The 20077-nt window shown below is 64.8% G+C and carries 18 protein-coding genes and 5 tRNA genes; 8 read left to right on the top strand and 15 right to left on the bottom strand.

What is annotated here, in order from left to right; translation table 11 throughout:
* The first annotated feature begins 51 nt into the window (after positions 1-51).
* Positions 52-858, top strand: a complete 807-nt coding sequence (gene thiD / locus P0D89_RS00400) for a bifunctional hydroxymethylpyrimidine kinase/phosphomethylpyrimidine kinase (protein ID WP_408356911.1) — start codon at positions 52-54, stop codon at positions 856-858.
* A 78-nt stretch (positions 859-936) separates the two neighbouring features.
* Here thiD and P0D89_RS00405 read toward each other — a convergent pair whose 3' ends face one another.
* From P0D89_RS00405 to tsaB, 4 genes are read right to left on the bottom strand one after another with little or no spacing between them, the layout of a single operon-like run.
* Complete coding sequence (locus tag P0D89_RS00405; protein ID WP_408356913.1) at positions 937-1986, bottom strand: DUF1853 family protein; 1050 nt, start codon at positions 1984-1986, stop codon at positions 937-939.
* 6 nt (positions 1987-1992) lie between these two features.
* On the bottom strand, positions 1993-3249 hold the full coding sequence (locus tag P0D89_RS00410) for a uracil-DNA glycosylase family protein (protein WP_408356915.1): 1257 nt from the start codon (positions 3247-3249) through the stop codon (positions 1993-1995).
* Positions 3236-3730 (bottom strand): ribosomal protein S18-alanine N-acetyltransferase, encoded by a 495-nt coding sequence (gene rimI, locus P0D89_RS00415; protein ID WP_408356917.1) that lies wholly within the window; start codon positions 3728-3730, stop codon positions 3236-3238. Before rimI ends, P0D89_RS00410 begins: the two co-directional genes overlap by 14 nt.
* On the bottom strand, positions 3727-4587 hold the full coding sequence (gene tsaB / locus P0D89_RS00420) for a tRNA (adenosine(37)-N6)-threonylcarbamoyltransferase complex dimerization subunit type 1 TsaB (protein ID WP_408356919.1): 861 nt from the start codon (positions 4585-4587) through the stop codon (positions 3727-3729). The genes rimI and tsaB overlap by 4 nt, the downstream gene beginning before the upstream one ends.
* 178 nt (positions 4588-4765) lie before the next feature.
* Between tsaB and P0D89_RS00425 the strand changes: the two genes are divergently transcribed.
* From P0D89_RS00425 to aceA, 3 genes are all read left to right on the top strand, one after another.
* The gene (locus P0D89_RS00425) at positions 4766-5035 is read left to right on the top strand and encodes an acyl-CoA-binding protein (RefSeq protein WP_408357018.1); all 270 of its coding nucleotides are present in this window, start codon (positions 4766-4768) and stop codon (positions 5033-5035) included.
* Positions 5036-5484: 449 nt separating this feature from the next.
* Entirely contained in the window at positions 5485-7110 is a 1626-nt protein-coding gene (locus tag P0D89_RS00430) for a DEAD/DEAH box helicase (RefSeq protein WP_408356921.1), read from the top strand.
* 428 nt (positions 7111-7538) lie between these two features.
* A complete protein-coding gene (gene aceA / locus P0D89_RS00435) occupies positions 7539-8843 on the top strand; it encodes an isocitrate lyase (RefSeq protein WP_408357020.1) in 1305 nt (434 codons plus the stop codon).
* Between the two features lie 292 nt (positions 8844-9135).
* Here aceA and P0D89_RS00440 read toward each other — a convergent pair whose 3' ends face one another.
* Both P0D89_RS00440 and P0D89_RS00445 read right to left on the bottom strand, forming a co-directional pair.
* Positions 9136-9570, bottom strand: coding sequence for a universal stress protein (locus P0D89_RS00440; RefSeq protein WP_408356923.1), 435 nt, complete (start codon positions 9568-9570; stop codon positions 9136-9138).
* Positions 9571-9749: 179 nt separating this feature from the next.
* Complete coding sequence (locus P0D89_RS00445) at positions 9750-10652, bottom strand: LysR family transcriptional regulator (RefSeq protein ID WP_408356925.1); 903 nt, start codon at positions 10650-10652, stop codon at positions 9750-9752.
* Positions 10653-10831: 179 nt separating this feature from the next.
* Between P0D89_RS00445 and P0D89_RS00450 the strand changes: the two genes are divergently transcribed.
* Complete coding sequence (locus P0D89_RS00450) at positions 10832-11683, top strand: (S)-2-haloacid dehalogenase (protein ID WP_408375984.1); 852 nt, start codon at positions 10832-10834, stop codon at positions 11681-11683.
* A gap of 100 nt (positions 11684-11783) precedes the next feature.
* On the top strand, positions 11784-13385 hold the full coding sequence (gene aceB / locus P0D89_RS00455; protein WP_408356929.1) for a malate synthase A: 1602 nt from the start codon (positions 11784-11786) through the stop codon (positions 13383-13385).
* 220 nt (positions 13386-13605) lie between these two features.
* Here aceB and P0D89_RS00460 read toward each other — a convergent pair whose 3' ends face one another.
* Both P0D89_RS00460 and rraA read right to left on the bottom strand, forming a co-directional pair.
* Positions 13606-14007 (bottom strand): gamma-glutamylcyclotransferase family protein, encoded by a 402-nt coding sequence (locus P0D89_RS00460; protein WP_408356931.1) that lies wholly within the window; start codon positions 14005-14007, stop codon positions 13606-13608.
* 63 nt (positions 14008-14070) lie between these two features.
* Positions 14071-14565 (bottom strand): ribonuclease E activity regulator RraA, encoded by a 495-nt coding sequence (gene rraA, locus P0D89_RS00465; RefSeq protein ID WP_408356933.1) that lies wholly within the window; start codon positions 14563-14565, stop codon positions 14071-14073.
* Positions 14566-14762: 197 nt separating this feature from the next.
* On the opposite strand from rraA, the gene P0D89_RS00470 reads away from it, so the two are divergent.
* Positions 14763-15653, top strand: a complete 891-nt coding sequence (locus tag P0D89_RS00470; protein ID WP_408356935.1) for an AraC family transcriptional regulator — start codon at positions 14763-14765, stop codon at positions 15651-15653.
* Between the two features lie 17 nt (positions 15654-15670).
* On the opposite strand, the gene P0D89_RS00475 is transcribed toward P0D89_RS00470, so the two are convergent.
* The 7 genes from P0D89_RS00475 to gltX all read right to left on the bottom strand — a co-directional run bounded on the left by P0D89_RS00475 (position 15671) and on the right by gltX (position 18617).
* On the bottom strand, positions 15671-16135 hold the full coding sequence (locus P0D89_RS00475; protein WP_408356937.1) for a GNAT family N-acetyltransferase: 465 nt from the start codon (positions 16133-16135) through the stop codon (positions 15671-15673).
* Between the two features lie 144 nt (positions 16136-16279).
* Positions 16280-16356 (bottom strand) — tRNA-Asp (locus P0D89_RS00480).
* An 83-nt stretch (positions 16357-16439) separates the two neighbouring features.
* Positions 16440-16515 (bottom strand) — tRNA-Glu (locus tag P0D89_RS00485).
* Between the two features lie 61 nt (positions 16516-16576).
* Positions 16577-16653, bottom strand: a tRNA-Asp gene (locus P0D89_RS00490).
* Positions 16654-16769: 116 nt separating this feature from the next.
* A tRNA-Glu gene (locus P0D89_RS00495) sits at positions 16770-16845 on the bottom strand.
* 162 nt (positions 16846-17007) lie between these two features.
* Positions 17008-17083: transfer RNA gene (locus P0D89_RS00500), tRNA-Ala, on the bottom strand.
* 124 nt (positions 17084-17207) lie between these two features.
* Positions 17208-18617 (bottom strand): glutamate--tRNA ligase, encoded by a 1410-nt coding sequence (gene gltX, locus P0D89_RS00505; RefSeq protein WP_408356939.1) that lies wholly within the window; start codon positions 18615-18617, stop codon positions 17208-17210.
* Between the two features lie 494 nt (positions 18618-19111).
* Between gltX and P0D89_RS00510 the strand changes: the two genes are divergently transcribed.
* On the top strand, positions 19112-20065 hold the full coding sequence (locus P0D89_RS00510) for a patatin-like phospholipase family protein (protein ID WP_408356941.1): 954 nt from the start codon (positions 19112-19114) through the stop codon (positions 20063-20065).
* The last annotated feature ends 12 nt before the right edge of the window (positions 20066-20077 follow it).

A 20077-nucleotide genomic window follows, 5' to 3' on the forward strand; every position in this document is an offset into this window, starting at 1 on the left:
CGGGCCGCATTCGAACCGCGTGCCCGCGCCTTCCTTCCTCCTCGCTTGACCATGACTCAACCGATTCCCAATGTGCTGACGATCGCCGGTTCCGACTCCGGCGGCGGCGCCGGCATTCAGGCCGATCTGAAGGCTTTCTCGGCGCTCGGCGCGTATGGCGCGAGCGTGATCACCGCGCTGACCGCGCAGAACACGCGCGGCGTGACCGCGATTCATGCGCCGGACCCGGACTTCATCACCGCGCAACTCGACGCGGTGTTCGACGATATCCGCATCGACGCGGTAAAGATCGGCATGCTTGCGAACGCACCTATCGCTCGTGCGGTTGCCGACGCGCTGCGCCGTCACAAGCCGAAGTACATCGTGCTCGACACGGTGATGATCTCGAAGAGCAACCATGCGTTGCTGCTGCCCGATGCGGTCGCGGTGGTGCGCGATGAGCTGCTGCCGCTCGCCGACGTGCTGACGCCCAATCTGCCGGAAGCCGCGGCGCTGCTCGGCGTTCAGCCCGCCGCGGATGAAGCCGGCATGGTCGAACAGGGCGAAGCGCTGCGCGCGCTCGGCGCACGCGCGGTACTGATGAAGGGCGGCCATCTGAGCGCGGCTGACAGTCCGGACTGGCTGGTGCAGGACAGCGGCACGCTGCGTCTGGGCGGCCCACGCGTGCCGGTGAAGAACACGCATGGGACGGGCTGCACGCTGTCGTCGGCGATCGCGGCGCTGATTCCGCAACGGGACGATCTGGCGAGCGCGGTGGCCGACGCGAAGCTTTATCTGACCGGCGCGCTGCAGGCGAGCGATCGACTCGACGTCGGTAGCGGCGTCGGGCCGGTGCATCATTTTTATCGGTGGTGGTGAAGCTGGGGATGGGCGTTGAGCCGTTGCATCAGACGGCGACGCGAAGAAGGCATTGCCGTCCGGCTGCTTGCTGCACCGTTACTGCCGCGCGTAGTTCCGCGCCTGCTCGGGCCACTCGTCGGGCACGATGAAGCCGCGCGAGCGTTCGATCAAATAGCCGGCGCTGTCCTCGGCAAAAGCGGCGACCATCGTTGGTCCATGTTGATGTGATATCTGCGCGGCGAGTGTTTGCGCGTCGACGTAACGCGGTCTCGTGACGGCGGTGTCGAATTGCTCGCCGGCCTGCTTCACTTCCTGCATCCCTTCGTGCTCCGCGCGCCTAGGCGCGAGCCATTCCAGCCGCGGCAGCAACCGCCACTTCGGCGCATGCGCCGCTGCGAAAGCCGGCCAATCGCCGCGCGTGACCCACCAGCCACGGCCATGCGCCGGATCGAGTTCGACGGGGTCCATCGGCGTCTCGCCGTGCCGGTAAAACAGCCAGCCCTTGATGAACATCTGCGGCGTCCACGGCCCCGCATAGCCGACCGACGCGAACTCTTCGCGCGCGCTCAACGGCAACTGGTGGTTCAACAGATGCGCGAGCTTGAGATCGAAGCGGTCTTTCAGATTCGGACCGACATAGTCTGCCAACTGCGCGCGCCCGTCGCCCGCATGCAGGTAGCACTTCACCGCCAGCTCCCAATGCAACCGCGCGCCCTCGCGCGTCTGCACGAGAAAATCGCATTCGCCGAGCGTGACGCCCGCGCGCCGCAACGGCACGCTCGCCGCGACGAGCCGCGGAGCCGGTCCGTGTTGCAGAAACCAACCGAGCAGCCGTTCGGCGTATCGGCCAAGACGCGCGATGCGCGGCGCCGCGAGGTCGCTATGCAACGGGGCCGGCGCGGCGTCGAGTGCGCGCAGCCAGTCGATGGTTGCCTGCAGTGCCTCGGGGGTGTCGAACGGATTCGCGAGTGCGCCCAGCGGTGGCTGCGGACGTAGCAGATCGGCGCTCAGCAGCAGCCACGCCAGATCGCGCACGGCAGCATCGCGCAACGTGTCGAGCAAGTCATCGAGCGGCGTAGCGCGCAACGCGGCTTGAGTATCGGGCGCGTCGGGAGCGACGCGCGCCGCCGGTTCATCAGCGGCCATCACCGATCACTTCGCCGCGTCCGACGGCGCGCCGCCGGACGCGCGCCATGTTTCGCGCGCGAGGCACAGGTCGGCCCAGGCCTTCGCCTTGTCGGGCAGGCTGCGCAGCAGATACGCCGGGTGATAGGTGACGACTACCGGCACGCCCTCGTATTCGTGCACGCGGCCGCGCAGCGACGAAATGCTCGCGTCGGTCTTCAGCAGACTCTGCGCGGCGAAACGCCCGAGCGCGACGATCAGCTTCGGCTTGACCAGCGACACCTGGCGTTGCAGATAGGGCTCGCAACGCGCGACTTCGTCCGGCTCCGGATTGCGGTTGCCGGGCGGGCGGCATTTGATCACGTTCGCAATGTAGACGTTGGTGTCGCGTGCGAGCGTCAGCGAACGCAGCATGTTGTCGAGCAGCTTGCCGGCCTGGCCGACGAACGGCTCGCCGAGACGGTCCTCGTTCTCGCCGGGCGCTTCGCCGATCAGCATCCAGTCGGCGCTGCGATCGCCGACGCCGAATACGGTGTTGGTGCGCTTCTCGCACAGACGGCAAAGTCGGCAGGTAGAGACGCGCTCGCTCAACGCATCCCAGTCGAGCGTGTGGATGGCAGGCAGTTGGGGCGTGTCGCGGCCCGCTTCCGACGGCGGGGGAGCGGGCGAGTCGTCGAACCACGCGAGATCGTCGTCGGGGGCTGCGTCGAATGCGGGGGGCTCGGCGGCGCGGGAGTGGCGATTCGCGGGTTGCTCCTCCGGCTCGGGCTGGGATTGCTGCGGGGGCTGGGAATGCCGCGCCGGTTCGCGCTGCGTTTGTGGCTCAGGCGCGTCAACAGGGGCTTGCATGCGCTCCTGGCGCGCTTGCGCCATGTGGCCCTGCGCAGGCTGCGCACGACGCTCGTCGCGCTCGCCGTCTTGCGCGGAGCGCGACGGCTCGCTCGTACGCACCGATGCTTCACGTTCATCAAACCGCCCGGCTGCCCCGGCCGACGATGTCGCTTGTCCGTCGCGAACAGGGGCGTGGCGCTCGCGCTGCGTCGGCGCAGCATCCGCTTGCCGGCTCTCACTGGCACGAAACGCGGGCCGCTGGAGGTCCTGCGTAAGACCGCCTGCCTTTGCCGCCGCGCCGCGCGCATCGTCACGACGCACTGGCTGCCCGGCTAGCGGATCGGCGCCCTGCCCGGCACCCGCTTCTTCGACCGGTTGCTGCGCGGCCATTCCCCGACGCACCCACAGCGGCGCGAGTCCGAACTCTTCCATTACCGAGTCATGCAGCGCCATCTGCGCCCTCCGTGGCAAACGAGAAACGCATCACGATGGCGTCCTCCCGGCTGCGATGCCGCGCCGGATAATAATTTTTGCGCCGGCCGATCGACGTAAAGCCGAAACGTTCGTAGAGCCGGATCGCCCGATGATTCGACGGCCGCACTTCAAGCAGCAGGCCGTCGAGTTTTTCGGCGCGCGTAATGCGCACCGCCTCGCGCAGCAGCGCAAGGCCGGCGCCGGCGCCTTGCGCGCTGGGCGCCACACATAAATTGAGCAGATGCATTTCGTCGACCACCGGCATCAGCACGCAGTAGCCGATCAGCGTACCGGTCACGTGCCGCAGACACATGCCGAAATAGCCGTTGCGCAGCGAATCGCCGAAATTGCCCCGGCTCCACGGAAACTCATAAGCAATCTTCTCGATCGCGGCGACCTCGTCCAGATCGCCTTCGGTCATCGGCGACATGTAGCGGTCCGCGAGCAATACGCCGCTCATTGCCGGCCCTCGCCGTGAGGGGCGGCGCGGGGAGCGCCGTCATGCGTGTTCGGCTCAGGTGTCGAGTGCCGCGCGTTCGCTTCCGACCGCCCAGCCTGCTCAGCCCTGGCAGCTTTTTCCGCCTTCTCCGCAACCCGTTCCGCCGTGGTCTGCGCGACCTTGTCACGCACGTATTCCGGCGCGGCCTGGTCGGCAGGCACCGTGCGGCCGGCGCGAAACGCGCGCAGCGCCGCGTGCGCGAGCGGCAGCGCATGCGGCAGCGCTTCGCTGTCGACCGTGCGCGCGGCCGCAACCGCGGGCAGCCGCGCGCCGAACACGGCCGCGGCGTTGCCGGCCAGCGTAAAAGGCGCATCGGGCAAAACGAGCCGCTCCGGCACATCGAGCGACGCCGTCTGTACGGTGCGCCATTCGCATTGCACGTCGTCCCACGTATAGTCGGCCCAATAGATTTCGTCCATCCGGGCGTCGAGCGCGGCAAGCACGCGCGTCGTCGACGGATCGCGCAGGCGCGCACTTTCCGCGCAGGCCAGCAGCGTGCTGACCGGCACGACCGGCAGGTTCAGGCCAAACGCCAGCCCCTGGGCGACGCCGGTCGCCGTGCGCAGGCCGGTGAACGAGCCGGGACCGGCACCGAACGCAATCGCGTTGCAGTCCGCGAGGCTCAAGCCGGCCTCGTCGAAAAGTTCGCGGATCGCGGGAAGCAGGCGCGTACTGGAAACCGCGCCGGTCTGCTCGTGGCGAACCCAGCAGCGGGGTTCGGCGCCGGTCCGGCCGGTGGCGTCGACGGTGACGCGCAGAAGCGCTACCGAACAGAATTCGGTCGAGGTATCGAGGGCAAGGAGCACAGTTTGATTCATGGACCGTATTGTAATCGGCACTGCGCGCGCAAATGTGGTTTGGCGTGGCGCAGCCCGGCAGTCGCTGATTGGCGTTGTTGGGCGCTGTTTGGAATATGCCCTCGGCCCCGGGGCCGCATCCAGTTGCTATGATCGTCGGCCGATCCTCACCTCATCCCGCCCCACGGGCACCACCACGATGACAAACCTCGACACCCAATTCGCCCAGGCCCATGAAGACGTCCAGCAGTTGCCGGAGCGGCCGGGCAACCTCACGCTGCTGCGGCTCTACGCGCTCTACAAGCAGGCCACCCGCGGCGACGTTCACGGCGACAAGCCGGGCTTCACCGACATCGTCGGCAAATACAAGTACGACGCGTGGGCCGCGCTCAAGGGCACCGCGCAGGACGCTGCGAAGCAGCAATACGTCGAACTGGTCGAATTGCTGAAAAGCGGCGCCGCGGCCTGAGGCCACCTTGCCCGCGATCAGGCCGGCGACCCGGCCTGCGTCGTCGGAACTGATCGCCATCACGCGCGCCCGGCAAACTTTTCCGCCCGGAAATTTCCTAATAGTGGCGCAGTGCAACAAAACTCTATATAATGCGGCCTGCGCTTCACTGCTTTGCCCGGCTTTCCGTAGCGGCCTTTGCGGCGCAGCGCCTCGTAGCGTTTAGCTCCAATCCAGTTTAGAACCTGTCCCCTCCTGCCTAGCCCCCTACGGGCGATCATGTCCCAGGCTGGCGGCACGCCGTGTTGGCATGTCGCATCCGATACAGCTTCTAACGAAAAGCTCGCCTTCATTGTCGCGAGCTGCCCCCGTTTTTCGATTTGCTCGCTGCTTCTTTGCTCGCTGAATCCGACGACTTGGGTATGCCGATTGGCGCCGACGTTTTAATTCCCTGTGTACCAAGGATTCTCATGACTTCGAGCAACACCTCCAGCCCGTTGAACGCCATCGCCGATCAGGCACTCGGTCTCGCCGACGCACCCGCACAAGCCGCAGCCGTTGCTGCCGCTCCGGAAGCCGTCGCCGCTGAAGCCGCAGCGCCCACCGGCCCGACGTTCGCGTCGCTCGGTCTGTCCGCGGATGTCGTCTCCGCGCTGACCGCCGCTGGTTACCAGAACCCGACGCCGGTTCAGCAACGCGCGATCCCCGCCGGCATCGCCGGCCGCGATCTGCTGGTCTCGAGCCCGACCGGTTCGGGCAAGACCGCCGCGTTCATGCTGCCCGCCATCGAACGTTTCTCGCAACTCCAGAAGGCGCAAGCCAGCCAGCCGCGCGAGCCGCGTCCGGCCGACGGCGCCCGCACGCGCCGCCCACAACCGGTGGCCCGTCCGACCATGCTGGTCCTGACGCCGACCCGCGAACTCGCGATGCAGGTTACGACCGCCGCCGCCACGTACGGCAAGCACCTCAAGCGCCTGCGCACCGTCAGCATTCTGGGTGGCGTCGCTTACGGCCAACAGCTGATGCTGCTGGCGAAGAACCCGGAAATCCTGGTTGCCACGCCGGGCCGTCTGATCGACCACCTGGAACGCGGCCGTATCGACCTGTCGCAACTGCAGATCCTCGTGCTCGACGAAGCCGACCGTATGCTCGACATGGGCTTCATCGAAGACATCGAGACGATCGTCGCCGCTACGCCGGCTACGCGCCAGACCATGCTGTTCTCGGCCACGCTCGACGGCAAGATCGGTTCGCTGACCGGCCGCCTGCTGAAGGAACCGGAGCGTATCGAGATCGTTCAGCGTCTGGAACAGCGCACCAACATCGCGCAAACCGTCCACTACGTCGACGACCGCGATCACAAGGATCGTCTGCTCGACCATCTGCTGCGTGACTCGGGCCTCGACCAGGCCATTGTGTTCACGGCAACCAAGATGGACGCCGACCAGCTCGCAGGGCGTCTTGCCGACGCCGGTTTCGAATCGGCAGCTTTGCACGGCGATCTGCCGCAAGGCGCGCGTAACCGCACCATCAAGGCACTGCGCGAGCGCCGTGTGCGCGTGCTGGTGGCGACGGACGTCGCCGCTCGCGGTATCGACATTCCGGGCATCACGCACGTGTTCAACTACGACCTGCCGAAGTTCGCTGAAGACTACGTGCACCGTATCGGCCGTACCGGCCGTGCTGGCCGCTCGGGTATCGCGGTTAGCCTCGTGCATCACGCGGAACAGGGCGCGCTCAAGCGCATCGAGCGCTTCGTGCGCACCCCGCTCCCGGTCAACGTCGTGGAAGGCTTCGAGCCGCGCAAATCGGCTCCGTCGGGCAACGGCCGTCCTGGCTTTGGCGGCCGTGGCCGTCCGGGCGGCGGCAACGGCGGTGGCCGTCGCTTCGGTAGCGGTTCGGGCAAGCCAGCCGGCAACGGCGGCGGTGCGCGCAGCGGCGGCAATGGCGGCGGCTGGGCCGGCAAGTCGGCTGGCGGCGGTTCGCGTGAAGGCGGCTTCGGCGGCGGCTCGCGTGAAGGCTACGGCGGTTCGCGCGACGGCGGCTACGGCGCACGCCGCAGCGACGGCCCGCGCACGGCTCGTCGCGGCAGCTAAGCCAAGGCTGAACCGTCTGGCAACAGTCCAGAAATCAGCGTGTAAAAGACCCGGACGGCCTTGCGCCGTTCGTCAGTCGGAAGAAACCGGTGCTCAGGCGCCGGTTTTTTTTCGTCCCGAGATTTGTCGCTACCCAAATTTCGCGATGTGAAAAAATTTTTTGTGTCGTAAAAAATCGTGCTGCACGGCACAAGACCATGCGTTGCAACAGGGGAAAAATCGTTTCTCAATGCGAAACGTAAGTTGTAAACCATTGAATAACAACGATAATAAATATTCGAAAAACGTTTCGCCGCAGCTATGGCGCAATCGGCGATTTGCCTAGACTCTTATATAAGACTTCACGAAACGAAATGCCCGACCGGCCAGCCGCTTCGACGAAGACAGAGTCACCCATCCAACAGGCAACCAAGGAGAACACCATGACCATGACCCGCGAAGAACAAGCGAAGCAACTCCAGCAGCAATGGGATACCGATCCGCGCTGGAAGGGCATCAAACGCAGCTACAAGGCGGAAGACGTCATCCGTCTGCGTGGTTCGGTTCAGGTGGAACATACGCTCGCCAAGCGCGGCGCGGAAAAGCTGTGGCATGCGGTGAACAACGAGCCGTTCGTCAACTCGCTCGGCGCGCTGACCGGTAATCAGGCGATGCAGCAGGTCAAGGCCGGCCTCAAGGCGATCTATCTGTCAGGCTGGCAGGTGGCGGGCGATGCGAACGTCGCCGGCGAAATGTACCCGGACCAGTCGCTGTATCCGGCCAACTCGGTGCCGCTCGTCGTGAAGCGCATCAACAACACGCTGACGCGCGCTGACCAGATCCAGTGGTCGGAAGGCAAAAATCCGGGCGATGAAGGCTACATCGACTATTTCGCACCGATCGTCGCCGACGCCGAAGCCGGTTTCGGCGGCGTGCTGAACGCGTTCGAGCTGATGAAGGCGATGATCGAAGCGGGCGCTTCGGGCGTGCACTTCGAAGACCAGCTCGCGTCGGTGAAGAAGTGCGGCCACATGGGCGGCAAGGTGCTGGTGCCGACCCGCGAAAACGTCGCCAAGCTGACCGCCGCGCGTCTGGCCGCCGACGTCTCCGGCGTGCCGACCGTGCTGCTGGCCCGCACCGATGCGGAAGCCGCCGACCTCGTCACGTCGGACATCGACGACAACGACAAGCCGTTCCTGACCGGCGAGCGCACGGTGGAAGGTTTCTATCGCACCAAGCCGGGTCTCGAACAGGCGATCTCGCGCGGCCTCGCCTACGCCCCGTACGCCGACATGATCTGGTGCGAAACCGGCAAGCCGGACCTCGAGTTCGCGAAGAAATTCGCCGACGCGATCCACAAGGAATTCCCCGATCAGCTGCTGTCGTACAACTGCTCGCCGTCGTTCAACTGGAAGAAGAATCTGGACGACGCGACCATCGCCAAGTTCCAGCGCGAACTCGGCGCGATGGGCTACAAGTTCCAGTTCATCACGCTGGCCGGCTTCCATGCGCTGAACTACTCGATGTTCAACCTCGCGCACGGCTATGCCCGCAATCAGATGACCGCGTTCGTCGAAATGCAGCAGGCCGAATTCGCGGCAGCCGAAAAGGGCTTCACCGCCGTCAAGCATCAGCGCGAAGTCGGCACCGGCTACTTCGACGCCGTCACGCAAACGGTCGAGCGCGAAGCGTCGACGACCGCGCTGCACGGTTCGACGGAAGACGAGCAGTTCTTCGACAAGAAGGTCGCGTGATCGGCAACGTCGTCGGCCGCGTCGTGGGACTTCGCGGACCCGAGGTCTGATCGCAGGAATGGCAGTGCAGAAGACGATCAAGCGGCTCCGTCAGAGAGCCGCCGTCATAGGGAGGAGCCGCGCCGCCGGGGTGTCAGAAGCCAACCCCGGCGGACGGAATCTGATAAAAAACCGCAGCAGCGGAGAAAAAGCCGGCACAGCGCATCGTGCGGCCAGCAGTGACGCGCCGGCCTCATCGCCGACGTGTTTTTCCGCGCGGACCCCGATCAGTTGCGAGCCGCGCGCCCGCCGTTCAGCGGTACACGATCACTGGAATCTTCGTATGCGTGAGTACCCGCTGCGTTTCGCTGCCGATCAGCAGACTGCCCAGACCGCGCCGCCCGTGCGACGCCATGAAGATCACGTCGCAAGCCCCCTGCTCGGCCGCTTCGATGATGCCCAGATAAGGCGCCGGATGGACGCTCGTACGACTTTCCACGGTAACGCCGACGCGCCGCCCGGCCAGTTCCACTTCCCGCAGATGGACGCGCGCTTCGCGTTCGCTGCGATGCAGGAATTCGGAAGGCGGCTCGACCACCACGTCGGAAAACGGCGAGTATGGATATTGCGGCAGACACGCGTAGGCGGTCACGCGCGCGCCGACCGCCTGCGCGAGGTCGATTGCGCCGTCTATCGCTTTGCGTGACAGTTCTGAACCATCGGTCGGAACCAGGATGTGCCTGAACATGATGCCCTCCGTCGCCGGCTGCGCGCAGCGCGGCGTGAGCGTCCAACGAGGCTCGGCGTGCGAGCCGCTTCAGTCGATTGTAGTTCGCGCTGATGCGGGTATGGGTCGCAGAAGGGCAAACCCGCTCGCGGTCGCAAGCTCGCGCGAACACGAGCGCGCTTGCGAGACACCGGTCGACGTCAGCCCCAGTAACCCGGATGGCCATACGTATGCTTGAGAAGGTCCAGAAACAGCCGCACCCGCAGCGGCAGATGACGGCGCTGCGGGAACACTGCGTGGATGCCGATCGGCGGCGCGGCGAACTCGTCGAGCACGCTCAGCAGCCGCCCGGCCGCGATTTCCTCGCCGACTTCCCACCACGAGCGCCACGCCAGCCCATAGCCGTCCAGACACCACTCGTGCAGCACCACGCCGTCCGAGCATTCCATCGTGCCGGACACCTTGATCGAGACGACCTTGCCGTCCTGCTGGAACACCCAGCCGCGCTGCTGGTTCGCGCTCGCGCCGAGCGCGAGGCAGTTGTGCTGCGCGAGATCGGCGAGGCTGTGCGGCGCGCCGCGCCGGCTCAGGTACGCCGGCGACGCCACGCACACGCGGCGGTTCTCGCCGAGCTTGAGCGACACCAGCGACGAATCCGGCAGTTCGCCCAGACGCACCGCGCAATCGAAACCCTCGTTGACCAGATCGACGAGCCGGTCGGACAGGTCGAGCGTGATCGAGACGTCCGGATGCGCGACGGTGAACGCCGGCACCAGCGGCGCGACGTGCCGGCGTCCGAAACCCGCCGGCGCCGAGAGCCGCAAATGGCCGCTCGCTTTCACGCCGCCCGCCGACACGCTGGCTTCGGCGTTCTGCATGTCGTGAATGATGCGCTGGCAGTCCTCGAGGAAGGCCGAGCCTTCGAAGGTCAGCGTGATCTTGCGGGTCGTGCGCACTAGCAGCTTGACGCCGAGGCGCTCTTCGAGCGCGTCGATGCGTCGGCCGATGATCGCCGGCGCGACGCCCTCTGCAAGCGCCGCGGCGGACAGGCTGCCCTTGGCCGCGACGGTGACGAAAGTTTCGATCTGCTTGAAACGGTCCATGAGCCAGGTGCGCCGCGAAGCCCCGAAAGGAAGGCCCTCGGGGGCGCTTCGCGGCAAAGTGATCGGTGCGCGTCAGATTAGGTGCATGAAAGTAAAAGATCAAGTGATGTTTAGCCTCTTTTTTAGCGTCGATCGTCACTAATACAATCCGTCTTGACCTCTGACAGGAGTGCACGGCAATGTCGGCCACAACGACACCATCCCTAAAAGCAGTGATTTTCGATGCGTACGGCACGCTTTTCGACGTGCACTCGGTGATCGCTGCCGCCGAGCAGATGTTCCCCGGCCACGGCGATGCGCTGTCGCAGTTGTGGCGCCAGAAGCAGATCGAATACACGCAATTGCGCACGCTAGCCGATGCGGCGGCAACGCCCGGCGCGCATTACCGCCCCTTCTGGGACATCACGCTCGACGCGCTGCGCTTCGCCGCGAAAAAACTTCAGCTCACGCTGGGCCGCGCGGCCGAGAAGCGGCTGATGGACGAATACGCGTGCCTGTCCGCCTTCCCCGACGCCGTGCCCGCGCTGCGTACGCTGCGCGAGCCGGCGGCGAGTCCGTCGACGCCGCAGACACCGGCGAACAGCGAATCCGCCACACAGCGCGTCGGTCTTGCGATCCTGTCGAACGGCAATCCGCAGATGCTCGACATCGCGCTCAAAAGCGCCGGCATGAGCGGCCTGTTCGACCACGTTCTTTCCGTCGACGCCGTGCGCGCCTACAAACCCTCGCCCGCCGCTTATGCGCTCGGCACGCAGGCCTTCGACGCGCCGCCGCGCGAGATCGTCTTCGTGTCGTCGAACGGCTGGGACGTGGCAGGCGCGGCGTGGTTCGGCTTCACCACTTTCTGGCTCAACCGGCAGAACGCCCCGCTCGAAGAACTCGGCGTCACGCCGCACGGCACGGGCGGCGGGATGAGCGATCTGCTCGCTTTTCTGCGGACCCTGGCGCCGCCTGGGCGCATTGGAAACGACCCGGGCAACAGCCCAGGCAATCCCGGCGGCAGCCGCACGCGTCACCGCCCCGGCACATGACGGCTGCCACCGGCCCCTGCCGGTCCCGCCCGCCTCATCACGCACAACGACTGCTTTTCAACATCTGCACTTTTGCAATCTGACCGACCAAGGAGAAAACATGGCGAATTCGCTGACATCGTTGCCACTGCCGCAGGGCATGGAAATCTCGGCTGAGATCAAGCCCGGCTTCGAAGCGATCCTCACGAGCGAAGCGCTCGAACTCGTCGCCGCGCTGCATCGGACGTTCGAACCGCGCCGTCAGGAACTGCTGCAGGCGCGCGCGGAACGCACGAAGCGGCTCGACGCCGGCGAGCGTCCCAACTTTCTCGCCGAGACGAAAAGCGTGCGCGACGGCGACTGGACCATCGCGCCGCTGCCGCGCGATCTGCAATGCCGCCGCGTGGAGATCACCGGTCCGGTCGAGCGCAAGATGATCATCAACGCGCTGAATTCGGGCGCGGATTCGTACATGACCGACTTTGAGGATTCGAATGCGCCGAGCTGGGACAACCAGATCACCGGTCACATCAATCTGAAGGACGCGGTGCGCCGCACGATTTCGCTCGACCAGAACGGCAAGTCGTACAAACTCAACGACAAGGTCGCCACGCTGATCGTGCGTCCGCGCGGCTGGCATCTCGACGAGAAGCACGTGAAGGTGGACGGCAAGCGCGTGTCGGGCGGCATCTTCGACTTCGCGCTGTTCATGGTTCACAACGCGAAGGAACTGGTCGCGCGCGGCTCGGGCCCGTACTTCTATCTGCCGAAGATGGAGAGCCATCTGGAAGCGCGTCTGTGGAACGAGATCTTCATCGCCGCGCAGGAAGCGGTCGGCGTGCCGCGCGGCACGATTCGCGCGACGGTGCTGATCGAGACGATCGTCGCCGCGTTCGAAATGGACGAGATCCTGTACGAACTGCGTGAACACAGCTCGGGCCTGAACGCCGGCCGCTGGGACTACATCTTCTCGGCGATCAAGAAGTTCAAGGCCGACCGCAATTTCTGCCTCGCCGATCGCTCGCAGATCACGATGACCTCGCCGTTCATGCGCGCGTACGCGTTGTTGCTGCTGAAGACCTGCCATCGCCGCAACGCGCCTGCGATCGGCGGCATGAGCGCGCTGATCCCGATCAAGAACGATCCGGCGGCCAACGACAAAGCGATGGGCGGCGTGCGCTCGGACAAGGCGCGCGATGCCGGCGACGGCTACGACGGCGGCTGGGTCGCGCATCCGGGCCTCGTGCCGATCGCGATGGAAGAGTTCGTCAAGGTGCTCGGCGACAAGCCGAACCAGATCAGCAAGCAACGCATCGACGTGCTCGTCACCGCCACCGATCTGCTGGACTTCCGCCCGGAGACGCCGATCACCGAAGGCGGTCTGCGCAACAACATCAACGTCGGCATCCACTACCTGGGCTCGTGGCTCGCGGGCAATGGCTGCGTGCCGATTCACAACCTGATGGAAGACGCCGCCACCGCGGAAATTTCGCGTTCGCAGGTGTGGCAATGGATTCGCTCGCCGAAGGGCAAGCTCGACGACGGCCGCAAGGTGACGGTCGAACTCGTGCGCGAGCTGTCGGCGCAGGAACTCGACAAGGTGAAGCAGGCCGTGGGCGGAGATACGAAGCCGTATGAGCGCGCCGCGCAGATCTTCGAACAGATGTCGACGTCGGAGCAGTTCACCGATTTCCTGACGTTGCCGTTGTACGAAGAACTCTGAGGCTGTTGACGCGCTTCACGCGTCAACGCAATCAGCGGGATCGGCACCGCACGATGCCATATCAAGCTTGCCTTCACGTGCCGTATGCGGCGTGAGGGCGGCTTGAGTCGCAACACTAACCGACCGGATGGCCCGACAGGCTTACGTCTGCCGGGCCACTTTTTTAGCGGCCTTTAGCACGACGCGTCACCCGCTCGCCATGCGCATCCGACGCACCGGCTCAGCGCGTTCGACGATGCTCGACCCAATCGCCCGATCTGATTTCGGGCAAGCCCTTCACCGCATTCGGCGTGACCGGATAGAAGCGGCAGTTCACGACATTGCCGTCCACTTTCACCATCACCTCGCGCGCAAGAAAGCGATCCTCGACGCCCGGATACACGGCTTCGATTTCGTCGAGCACCGCGACCAGTTCATCGTCGATTTCGTAGACGTCGCCGATCACGTCGACGCCCGCTTCGTCGGCGACGAGGCCCGGATATAAGCCGAAGTCGTACAGATGGCCGCGCACGGTGGCGGTGCCGAGTAGCGTCGGCGCGGCGATGTCGTTGCGCGCCGCGGCTGCGCTGATGTCGTTCACTTCACCGGCACGCAATGTGCCGTAGATAAAGACGGTCTGCATCGTCGTTTGCTCTCCTGGGATGAGGGTTGGCTGGCTCGATTCGTGCCCGTTTCAAATGCCGTTTCAGTTCAGCGCCGCGCTCGCGACGAGCACGCCGTCCAGATCCGCGTAAATCCATTCGCCAGGACGCACGAGCGCGCCGGGCAACTGCACCGCCACGTCGCGTTCGCCGGCGCCGCGCTTCTGGCCGCGGCGCGGACAGGTCGTGAGCGCCGCCACGCCGGTATTGACTTCGTTCAGTTCCAGCGCATCGCGCACGCAGCCGTTCACCACGATGCCCGCCCAGCCGTTCTGCTCCGCGATCCGCGCGAGGGTGCCGCCGACCAGCGCGCAACGCAGGCTGCCGCCGCCGTCGACCACCAACACGCGGCCCGCGCCCTTCTCTTCGAGCACGGTCCGCACGAGCGCATTGTCTTCGAACACTTTCAGCGTCACCGCCTCGCCGCTGAAACACTCGGTGCGGCTGAACAGGTGAAACACCGGCTCGAGCGCGCGCAGCGTGCCGAGCGCCAGCTGATCTTCGTGTGCGTCGCACAAGTCCGCGGTGGCAAAACTCATGACGTACTCCTTATCCGGGTAATCGGGACATTATGCAACGGCGGGGTGCGGGCAACATCTACAATGACAAGGCCCGCTGGGCTCATGGCGCGCGAGCTGCGAATGCAAAGCTTCCGCATGCGCTATTTCGCGCGTCGCCTGTTCAGGCACTCGCTGTCCGGATCGACCTTCGCCCCCTTCGCCTTTCGCGCTTAACCATGACTTCGTCCGCCGACTCCGAGCTGTCGAGCTTCGTCCGCTTCGCCGACATTCCGCCCGAGTTCCAGCCGACCGAGACGCACCCGATCCGCGTGCGCTCGCGGCAAATGCCGTCGGGCTGGCGTATCGCGCGTCATACGCATGCGTGGGCGCAGGTGGCCTACGCGTCGCGCGGCGTACTGCGCGTCGCGACGACCGGCACGACGTGGATGGTGCCGCCGTCGCGCGCGATCTGGGTGCCGCCGCACGTGACACACGAAGTGGTGGCCGTCGAAGACGCGTTCCTGCGCACGCTCTACATCACCGAAAGCACCGTGCCGGCCGGGCTGGATGCCCCGCGCGTCGTCGAAGTGTCTGATCTGCTGCGCGAAGTGATTGCCGCGCTCGACACCCCCGGCATCTCGGCCACGCGCGAACAGTTGCTCGGCGCGCTCGCGCTCGACGAGCTGACGCGCTCGGAGCCGCTGCCGCTGTCCGTGCCGATGCCCAACGAAAAGCGTCTGCGTGCGCTGTGCGAAGCCGTGATCGCGGACCCGACGCACGGCGAGTCGCTCGAACAATGGGCATCGAGTGTCGGCGCGAGTACGCGCACGATCGCGCGGCTGTTTCGTCAGGAATTGGGTGTGAGCTTTTCGCAATGGCGCCAACAAGCGATTCTGGCGCGCGCGATTCCGCTGTTGAGTCAGGGGCGGCCGCTCTCGCATGTCGCGCAGGAACTCGGCTATCAAAGCCAGAGTGCGTTTTCCGCGATGTTCCGGCGCGCGTTCGGTGAGAGTCCGCGCGCGTTTATCGAGCGGGGCTCGGAACATCGCACGGAAAACGGCGAGCACAACGACGTCGAGACGGATGAAGAAACCGCGCAAGGCCGCGCGGATGCTGCCGCACGCTGATCGGCGGCCCAGGGATTTCAGACCCGCCGCGCCAGATGACGGATCGCGCCAAGCTGCGCCAGACGCGGCCCCGCGAGCTTGTAGCCCTTGCGTTGATACAGCCGCGCGGCGGGGTTGTCGACGAACACGCGCAGTTGCAGTTCGCGCAACCCGCGCTCGCGCGCCCATTGATGCGAGATGTCGAGCAGATAGGTGCCGGCGCCGAGCCGCCGATGCCCTTCGGCAATCTGCACGTCGCGGATATGCAGCGAGTCGCCTTCTTCCGTGATGCGCAGCACGCCGATCGGCTGGCCGTCCACTTCGAGAATGAAATTCTCCGATTCTCGCCAGCTGCCGAGAAACAGGTCGCTACGCCACACCAGATGGTGACGGCGATAGTAGCCGCCCATGTTGTTGCGGGTCAGCGCCTCGGCGAACTCGAAATCGTCCATGCTGGCAACGCGCAGATGAAACGGTGACGGAGCTTCGGTGGGATCGAACATGGTGGATCGGCGAAGAAGTGTCGGTCAACGGTAAAACAGCCCGCGCGCGCTGGCAATGGCTGTTTGTCCCGAGCATACCGTGGCAGGATGGCCAGGCGGAAATAAAAAAAAGCCCACTTCTTTCGAAGTGGGCTTTCTCAAATCTGGCGGAGCGGACGGGACTCGAACCCGCGACCCCCGGCGTGACAGGCCGGTATTCTAACCAACTGAACTACCGCTCCAGATTTTTTTCACCGCAGCTTATGAGCGACGCTCATTCGCCTGCTGCACCGTTCAAACTTCCAACCGAACGACGCCGATGTTCTGGCGTCCCCTAGGGGATTCGAACCCCTGTACTCACCGTGAAAGGGTGATGTCCTAGGCCTCTAGACGAAGGGGACAACGTACTGCTTATACCTTTAATGAAAAAGCCCGTTCAGGTTTGAATGAACGGGCTTTGTCTGGCGGAGTGGACGGGACTCGAACCCGCGACCCCCGGCGTGACAGGCCGGTATTCTAACCGACTGAACTACCACTCCAGTCTTTACACCCTGGCTTGCGAGCGTCGGTTAATTCTCTGCAAGCTGCGTTGCTTTACTGCCAATCGAGTCCTGACTCATAGCCGTGACTCGAACACTAAAGCGACGCTGATGTTTGGCGTCCCCTAGGGGATTCGAACCCCTGTACTCACCGTGAAAGGGTGATGTCCTAGGCCTCTAGACGAAGGGGACATAATCTTTTCAGATCTGTCTTTAATTCGCTGCTAACTTACGCTAACTTGCCAGTTATTTCGTTTCGTCAACTGCGAAGACCGCTATTTTAACGACGTTTCCGCCGATTGTGAAGTCTTTTTTACTACAACTTCCAGACTTCAGAACAACTTTACTCTATGTTGGTGGAGGTAAGCGGGATCGAACCGCTGACCTCTTGCATGCCATGCAAGCGCTCTCCCAGCTGAGCTATACCCCCTGCACACCAGAGAAACGAGATTTTAGAGGCCAATCTGCGCTTTGTAAATACCCTTTGAGCAATTACATGCGACTTTTTTCAAGCCGCACGCAAACCCTCTCAACACGCTCGCGAACGCCCCTAATCAGGCCAGCGCTTTCTCAATGCGGCTCACCACCACGTCGCGCCCGAACAGCATCAGCACGCTGTCGATCGACGGGGTATGCGTCGTGCCCGCCACCAGCAGACGAACCGGCATTGCCAGTTGCGGCATCTTCAGCCTGTGCGCGCCGAGCGTCGCCTTCACCGCGGCGGCGATCGCCTCCTTCGTCCATTCGACGGTCTTCAGCGCCGCCGCCAGATCGGCCAGCGCCGGGCGCACCGCGTCGGTCACGTGCTGCGCCAGCGATTCGGCGTCGGGCGCCGGGGTGCGATAGAACATCGCGGCGTTTTCGGCGATCTCTTTCACCGTCGACGCACGGTCCTTCAGCAGGCCCACCACCGCCGTCAGATCCGCGCCCTGCGCAAGCGCTGCTTCGTCCACACCCAGTCCGGCAAAGAACGGCTTGGTGAGCCCGGCGAGGCGCGCGTTATCCGCTTCCTTGATGTAGTGCGCGTTGAGCCAGTTCAGCTTGTCATGGTCGTACTGAGCCGGCGACTTGCCCAGGTGCTCCAGGTCGAACCATTCGACGAACTGCTCGCGCGAAAACACTTCCGCGTCGCCATGCGACCAGCCGAGACGCGCCAGATAGTTGACCACCGCTTCCGGCAGATAGCCGGCGTCGCGATAGCCGACCACGCTCATCGCGCCGTGGCGCTTGCTCATCTTCTCGCCCTGCTCGTTCAGCACGGTCGGCAGGTGCGCGTACACCGGCGTCTCGCCGCCCAGCGCACGCAGGATGTTGATCTGCCGCGGCGTGTTGTTCACGTGATCGTCGCCGCGGATCACGTGCGTGATGCGCATGTCCAGATCGTCGACCACCACGCAGAAGTTGTACGTCGGCGTGCCGTCCGGGCGCGCGATCACGAGGTCGTCGAGTTCTTCGTTCGAAATCTCGATACGGCCCTTCACGGCGTCGTCCCATGCGACCACACCCGTCAGCGGATTACGGAAGCGCAGTACCGGCTGCACGCCTTCCGGCGGCTGCGGCAGAACCTTGCCCGGCTCCGGGCGCCACGTGCCGTCGTAGCGCGGCTTTTCGCCGGCTTCGCGTTGCCGCTCGCGCAGCGCGTCGAGCTCTTCCGTCGACATGTAGCACGGGTAGACGAGCCCCGCGTCCTGCATCTGCTTGAGCACTTCGCGGTAGCGGTCCATGCGCTGCATCTGATAGAACGGGCCTTCGTCGAAATCGAGGCCGAGCCACGCCATGCCTTCGAGAATGGCGTCGACGGATTCGCTGGTGGAACGCTCGACGTCGGTGTCCTCGATCCGCAGCACGAAGGTCCCTTTCATCTTGCGCGCGAACGCCCACGGATAGAGCGCGGAGCGAATGTTGCCGAGGTGGATGAAGCCGGTGGGACTCGGTGCGAAACGGGTACGAACGGAGGTGGTCATTAGCGGTTACTCGGAAGACTGGCGCCGGCGCCTAGGCGAACATCAGCCGTGAAGCGCGGCAGCGGACCGCGCCCATGCGGCACAAGCGCGTTGCATGGACACGAGGGAAATAAATGCGAGAGCGGAATTATACCTTCCACACGCGCCCGGCCGCCCTCGCCCGAATGGCCATGGGCGGTGTGCCTGAGGGAAGGCGTCCGAGGCCAAAGAAGCGCCGACGCGGCACACATGCCAAGCGCAAGGCACGCTCAAGCCGTGTTAAAACCGCTCTGAAGTCGCCCGCCACATCGCCCGGACACTTCCTCTGCAACGTTTCATTACCAGGCCGCCGCGCGCATCGGGCTTTGATTTATGATGTGCGCGCGCTGCGGTTGGAGATAGGCCCACGGCGCGCGGAATCGCCTCTTACGGCGATCCCGTCCGTCTGACTATCAGCCTGATCGCGGCGACCGGCGACGCCGATTGCGTCGACCGCGCCGTTGCTGGAGAGCTCGTTGAAACCCTCGTCACCCCGTCTCGCCCGCCGCAACTTCTCGTTGGCGGCCGCCTCCGCCGTACTGGCCGCCTGCACCACGACCGGTGGCAAAACCAAAACCGATAGCAAGCCGCTTGCCGCTGCGCCCACCGTCAACCCGCCGCCGCTCGACAAGCCTCAGCGCCCGGTCCGCGTCGGGCTCGCGCTGGGCGGCGGCGCCGCGCGCGGCTTCGCGCACATCGGCGTGATCAAGGCCCTCGAAGCGCGCAACATCCAGATCGATCTGGTGGCCGGCACCAGCGCCGGTTCGGTGGTCGCCGCGCTATATGCTTCGGGGATGAACGGCTTTGCGCTGAACAAGCTTGCTCTGACCATGGATGAAGCGTCGATCAGCGACTGGGCGATGCCGTTTCGCACACGCGGCTTTCTGCAAGGCGTCGCGCTGCAAAACTACCTCAATACGACGCTCAACAACCGCCCGATCGAGAAGATGGCGAAGCCGCTCGGCGTGGTCGCCACCGATCTGAAAACCGGTCAGCCGATCCTGTTCCAGCGCGGCAACACCGGCATCGCGGTGCGCGCGTCATGCAGCGTGCCGTCGATTTTCGAGCCGGTGAAGGTCGGCGGCCATGAATATGTCGACGGCGGCCTGGTGAGCCCGGTGCCGGCATCGTTCGCGCGCAAAATGGGCGCGGACTTCGTGATCGCCGTGGACATTTCGCAGCGCCCGGAAAGCGGCCTGACCGCCAGTTCGTTCGACGTGCTGATGCAAACTTTCACGATCATGGGCCAGACGATCAAGGCCTATGAACTCGACAAGTACGCTGACGTCGTGATCCGGCCGAATCTGGCCGCGATGAGCGGCAGTGACTTCTCACAGCGCAACGCGGCGATTCTGGCCGGCGAAGAAGCAGTGGCAAAGATGATGCCGGAGCTGCAACGTAAACTGGCCGCGCGTCGCACGACGGCGTAAGGCGTGGCGGCA

Source organism: Paraburkholderia sp. RL18-085-BIA-A (genome assembly GCF_046027075.1).
GTDB lineage: Bacteria > Pseudomonadota > Gammaproteobacteria > Burkholderiales > Burkholderiaceae > Paraburkholderia.

What these genes read in the sequence shown, in the direction of transcription:
- thiD (WP_408356911.1), top strand. Translation starts at nt 52, where the DNA reads ATGACTCAACCGATTCCCAATGTGCTGACGATCGCCGGTTCCGACTCC.
- P0D89_RS00405 (WP_408356913.1), bottom strand. Translation starts at nt 1,986, where the DNA reads ATGGCCGCTGATGAACCGGCGGCGCGCGTCGCTCCCGACGCGCCCGAT.
- P0D89_RS00410 (WP_408356915.1), bottom strand. Translation starts at nt 3,249, where the DNA reads ATGGCGCTGCATGACTCGGTAATGGAAGAGTTCGGACTCGCGCCGCTG.
- rimI (WP_408356917.1), bottom strand. Translation starts at nt 3,730, where the DNA reads ATGAGCGGCGTATTGCTCGCGGACCGCTACATGTCGCCGATGACCGAA.
- tsaB (WP_408356919.1), bottom strand. Translation starts at nt 4,587, where the DNA reads ATGAATCAAACTGTGCTCCTTGCCCTCGATACCTCGACCGAATTCTGT.
- P0D89_RS00425 (WP_408357018.1), top strand. Translation starts at nt 4,766, where the DNA reads ATGACAAACCTCGACACCCAATTCGCCCAGGCCCATGAAGACGTCCAG.
- P0D89_RS00430 (WP_408356921.1), top strand. Translation starts at nt 5,485, where the DNA reads ATGACTTCGAGCAACACCTCCAGCCCGTTGAACGCCATCGCCGATCAG.
- aceA (WP_408357020.1), top strand. Translation starts at nt 7,539, where the DNA reads ATGACCCGCGAAGAACAAGCGAAGCAACTCCAGCAGCAATGGGATACC.
- P0D89_RS00440 (WP_408356923.1), bottom strand. Translation starts at nt 9,570, where the DNA reads ATGTTCAGGCACATCCTGGTTCCGACCGATGGTTCAGAACTGTCACGC.
- P0D89_RS00445 (WP_408356925.1), bottom strand. Translation starts at nt 10,652, where the DNA reads ATGGACCGTTTCAAGCAGATCGAAACTTTCGTCACCGTCGCGGCCAAG.
- P0D89_RS00450 (WP_408375984.1), top strand. Translation starts at nt 10,832, where the DNA reads ATGTCGGCCACAACGACACCATCCCTAAAAGCAGTGATTTTCGATGCG.
- aceB (WP_408356929.1), top strand. Translation starts at nt 11,784, where the DNA reads ATGGCGAATTCGCTGACATCGTTGCCACTGCCGCAGGGCATGGAAATC.
- P0D89_RS00460 (WP_408356931.1), bottom strand. Translation starts at nt 14,007, where the DNA reads ATGCAGACCGTCTTTATCTACGGCACATTGCGTGCCGGTGAAGTGAAC.
- rraA (WP_408356933.1), bottom strand. Translation starts at nt 14,565, where the DNA reads ATGAGTTTTGCCACCGCGGACTTGTGCGACGCACACGAAGATCAGCTG.
- P0D89_RS00470 (WP_408356935.1), top strand. Translation starts at nt 14,763, where the DNA reads ATGACTTCGTCCGCCGACTCCGAGCTGTCGAGCTTCGTCCGCTTCGCC.
- P0D89_RS00475 (WP_408356937.1), bottom strand. Translation starts at nt 16,135, where the DNA reads ATGTTCGATCCCACCGAAGCTCCGTCACCGTTTCATCTGCGCGTTGCC.
- gltX (WP_408356939.1), bottom strand. Translation starts at nt 18,617, where the DNA reads ATGACCACCTCCGTTCGTACCCGTTTCGCACCGAGTCCCACCGGCTTC.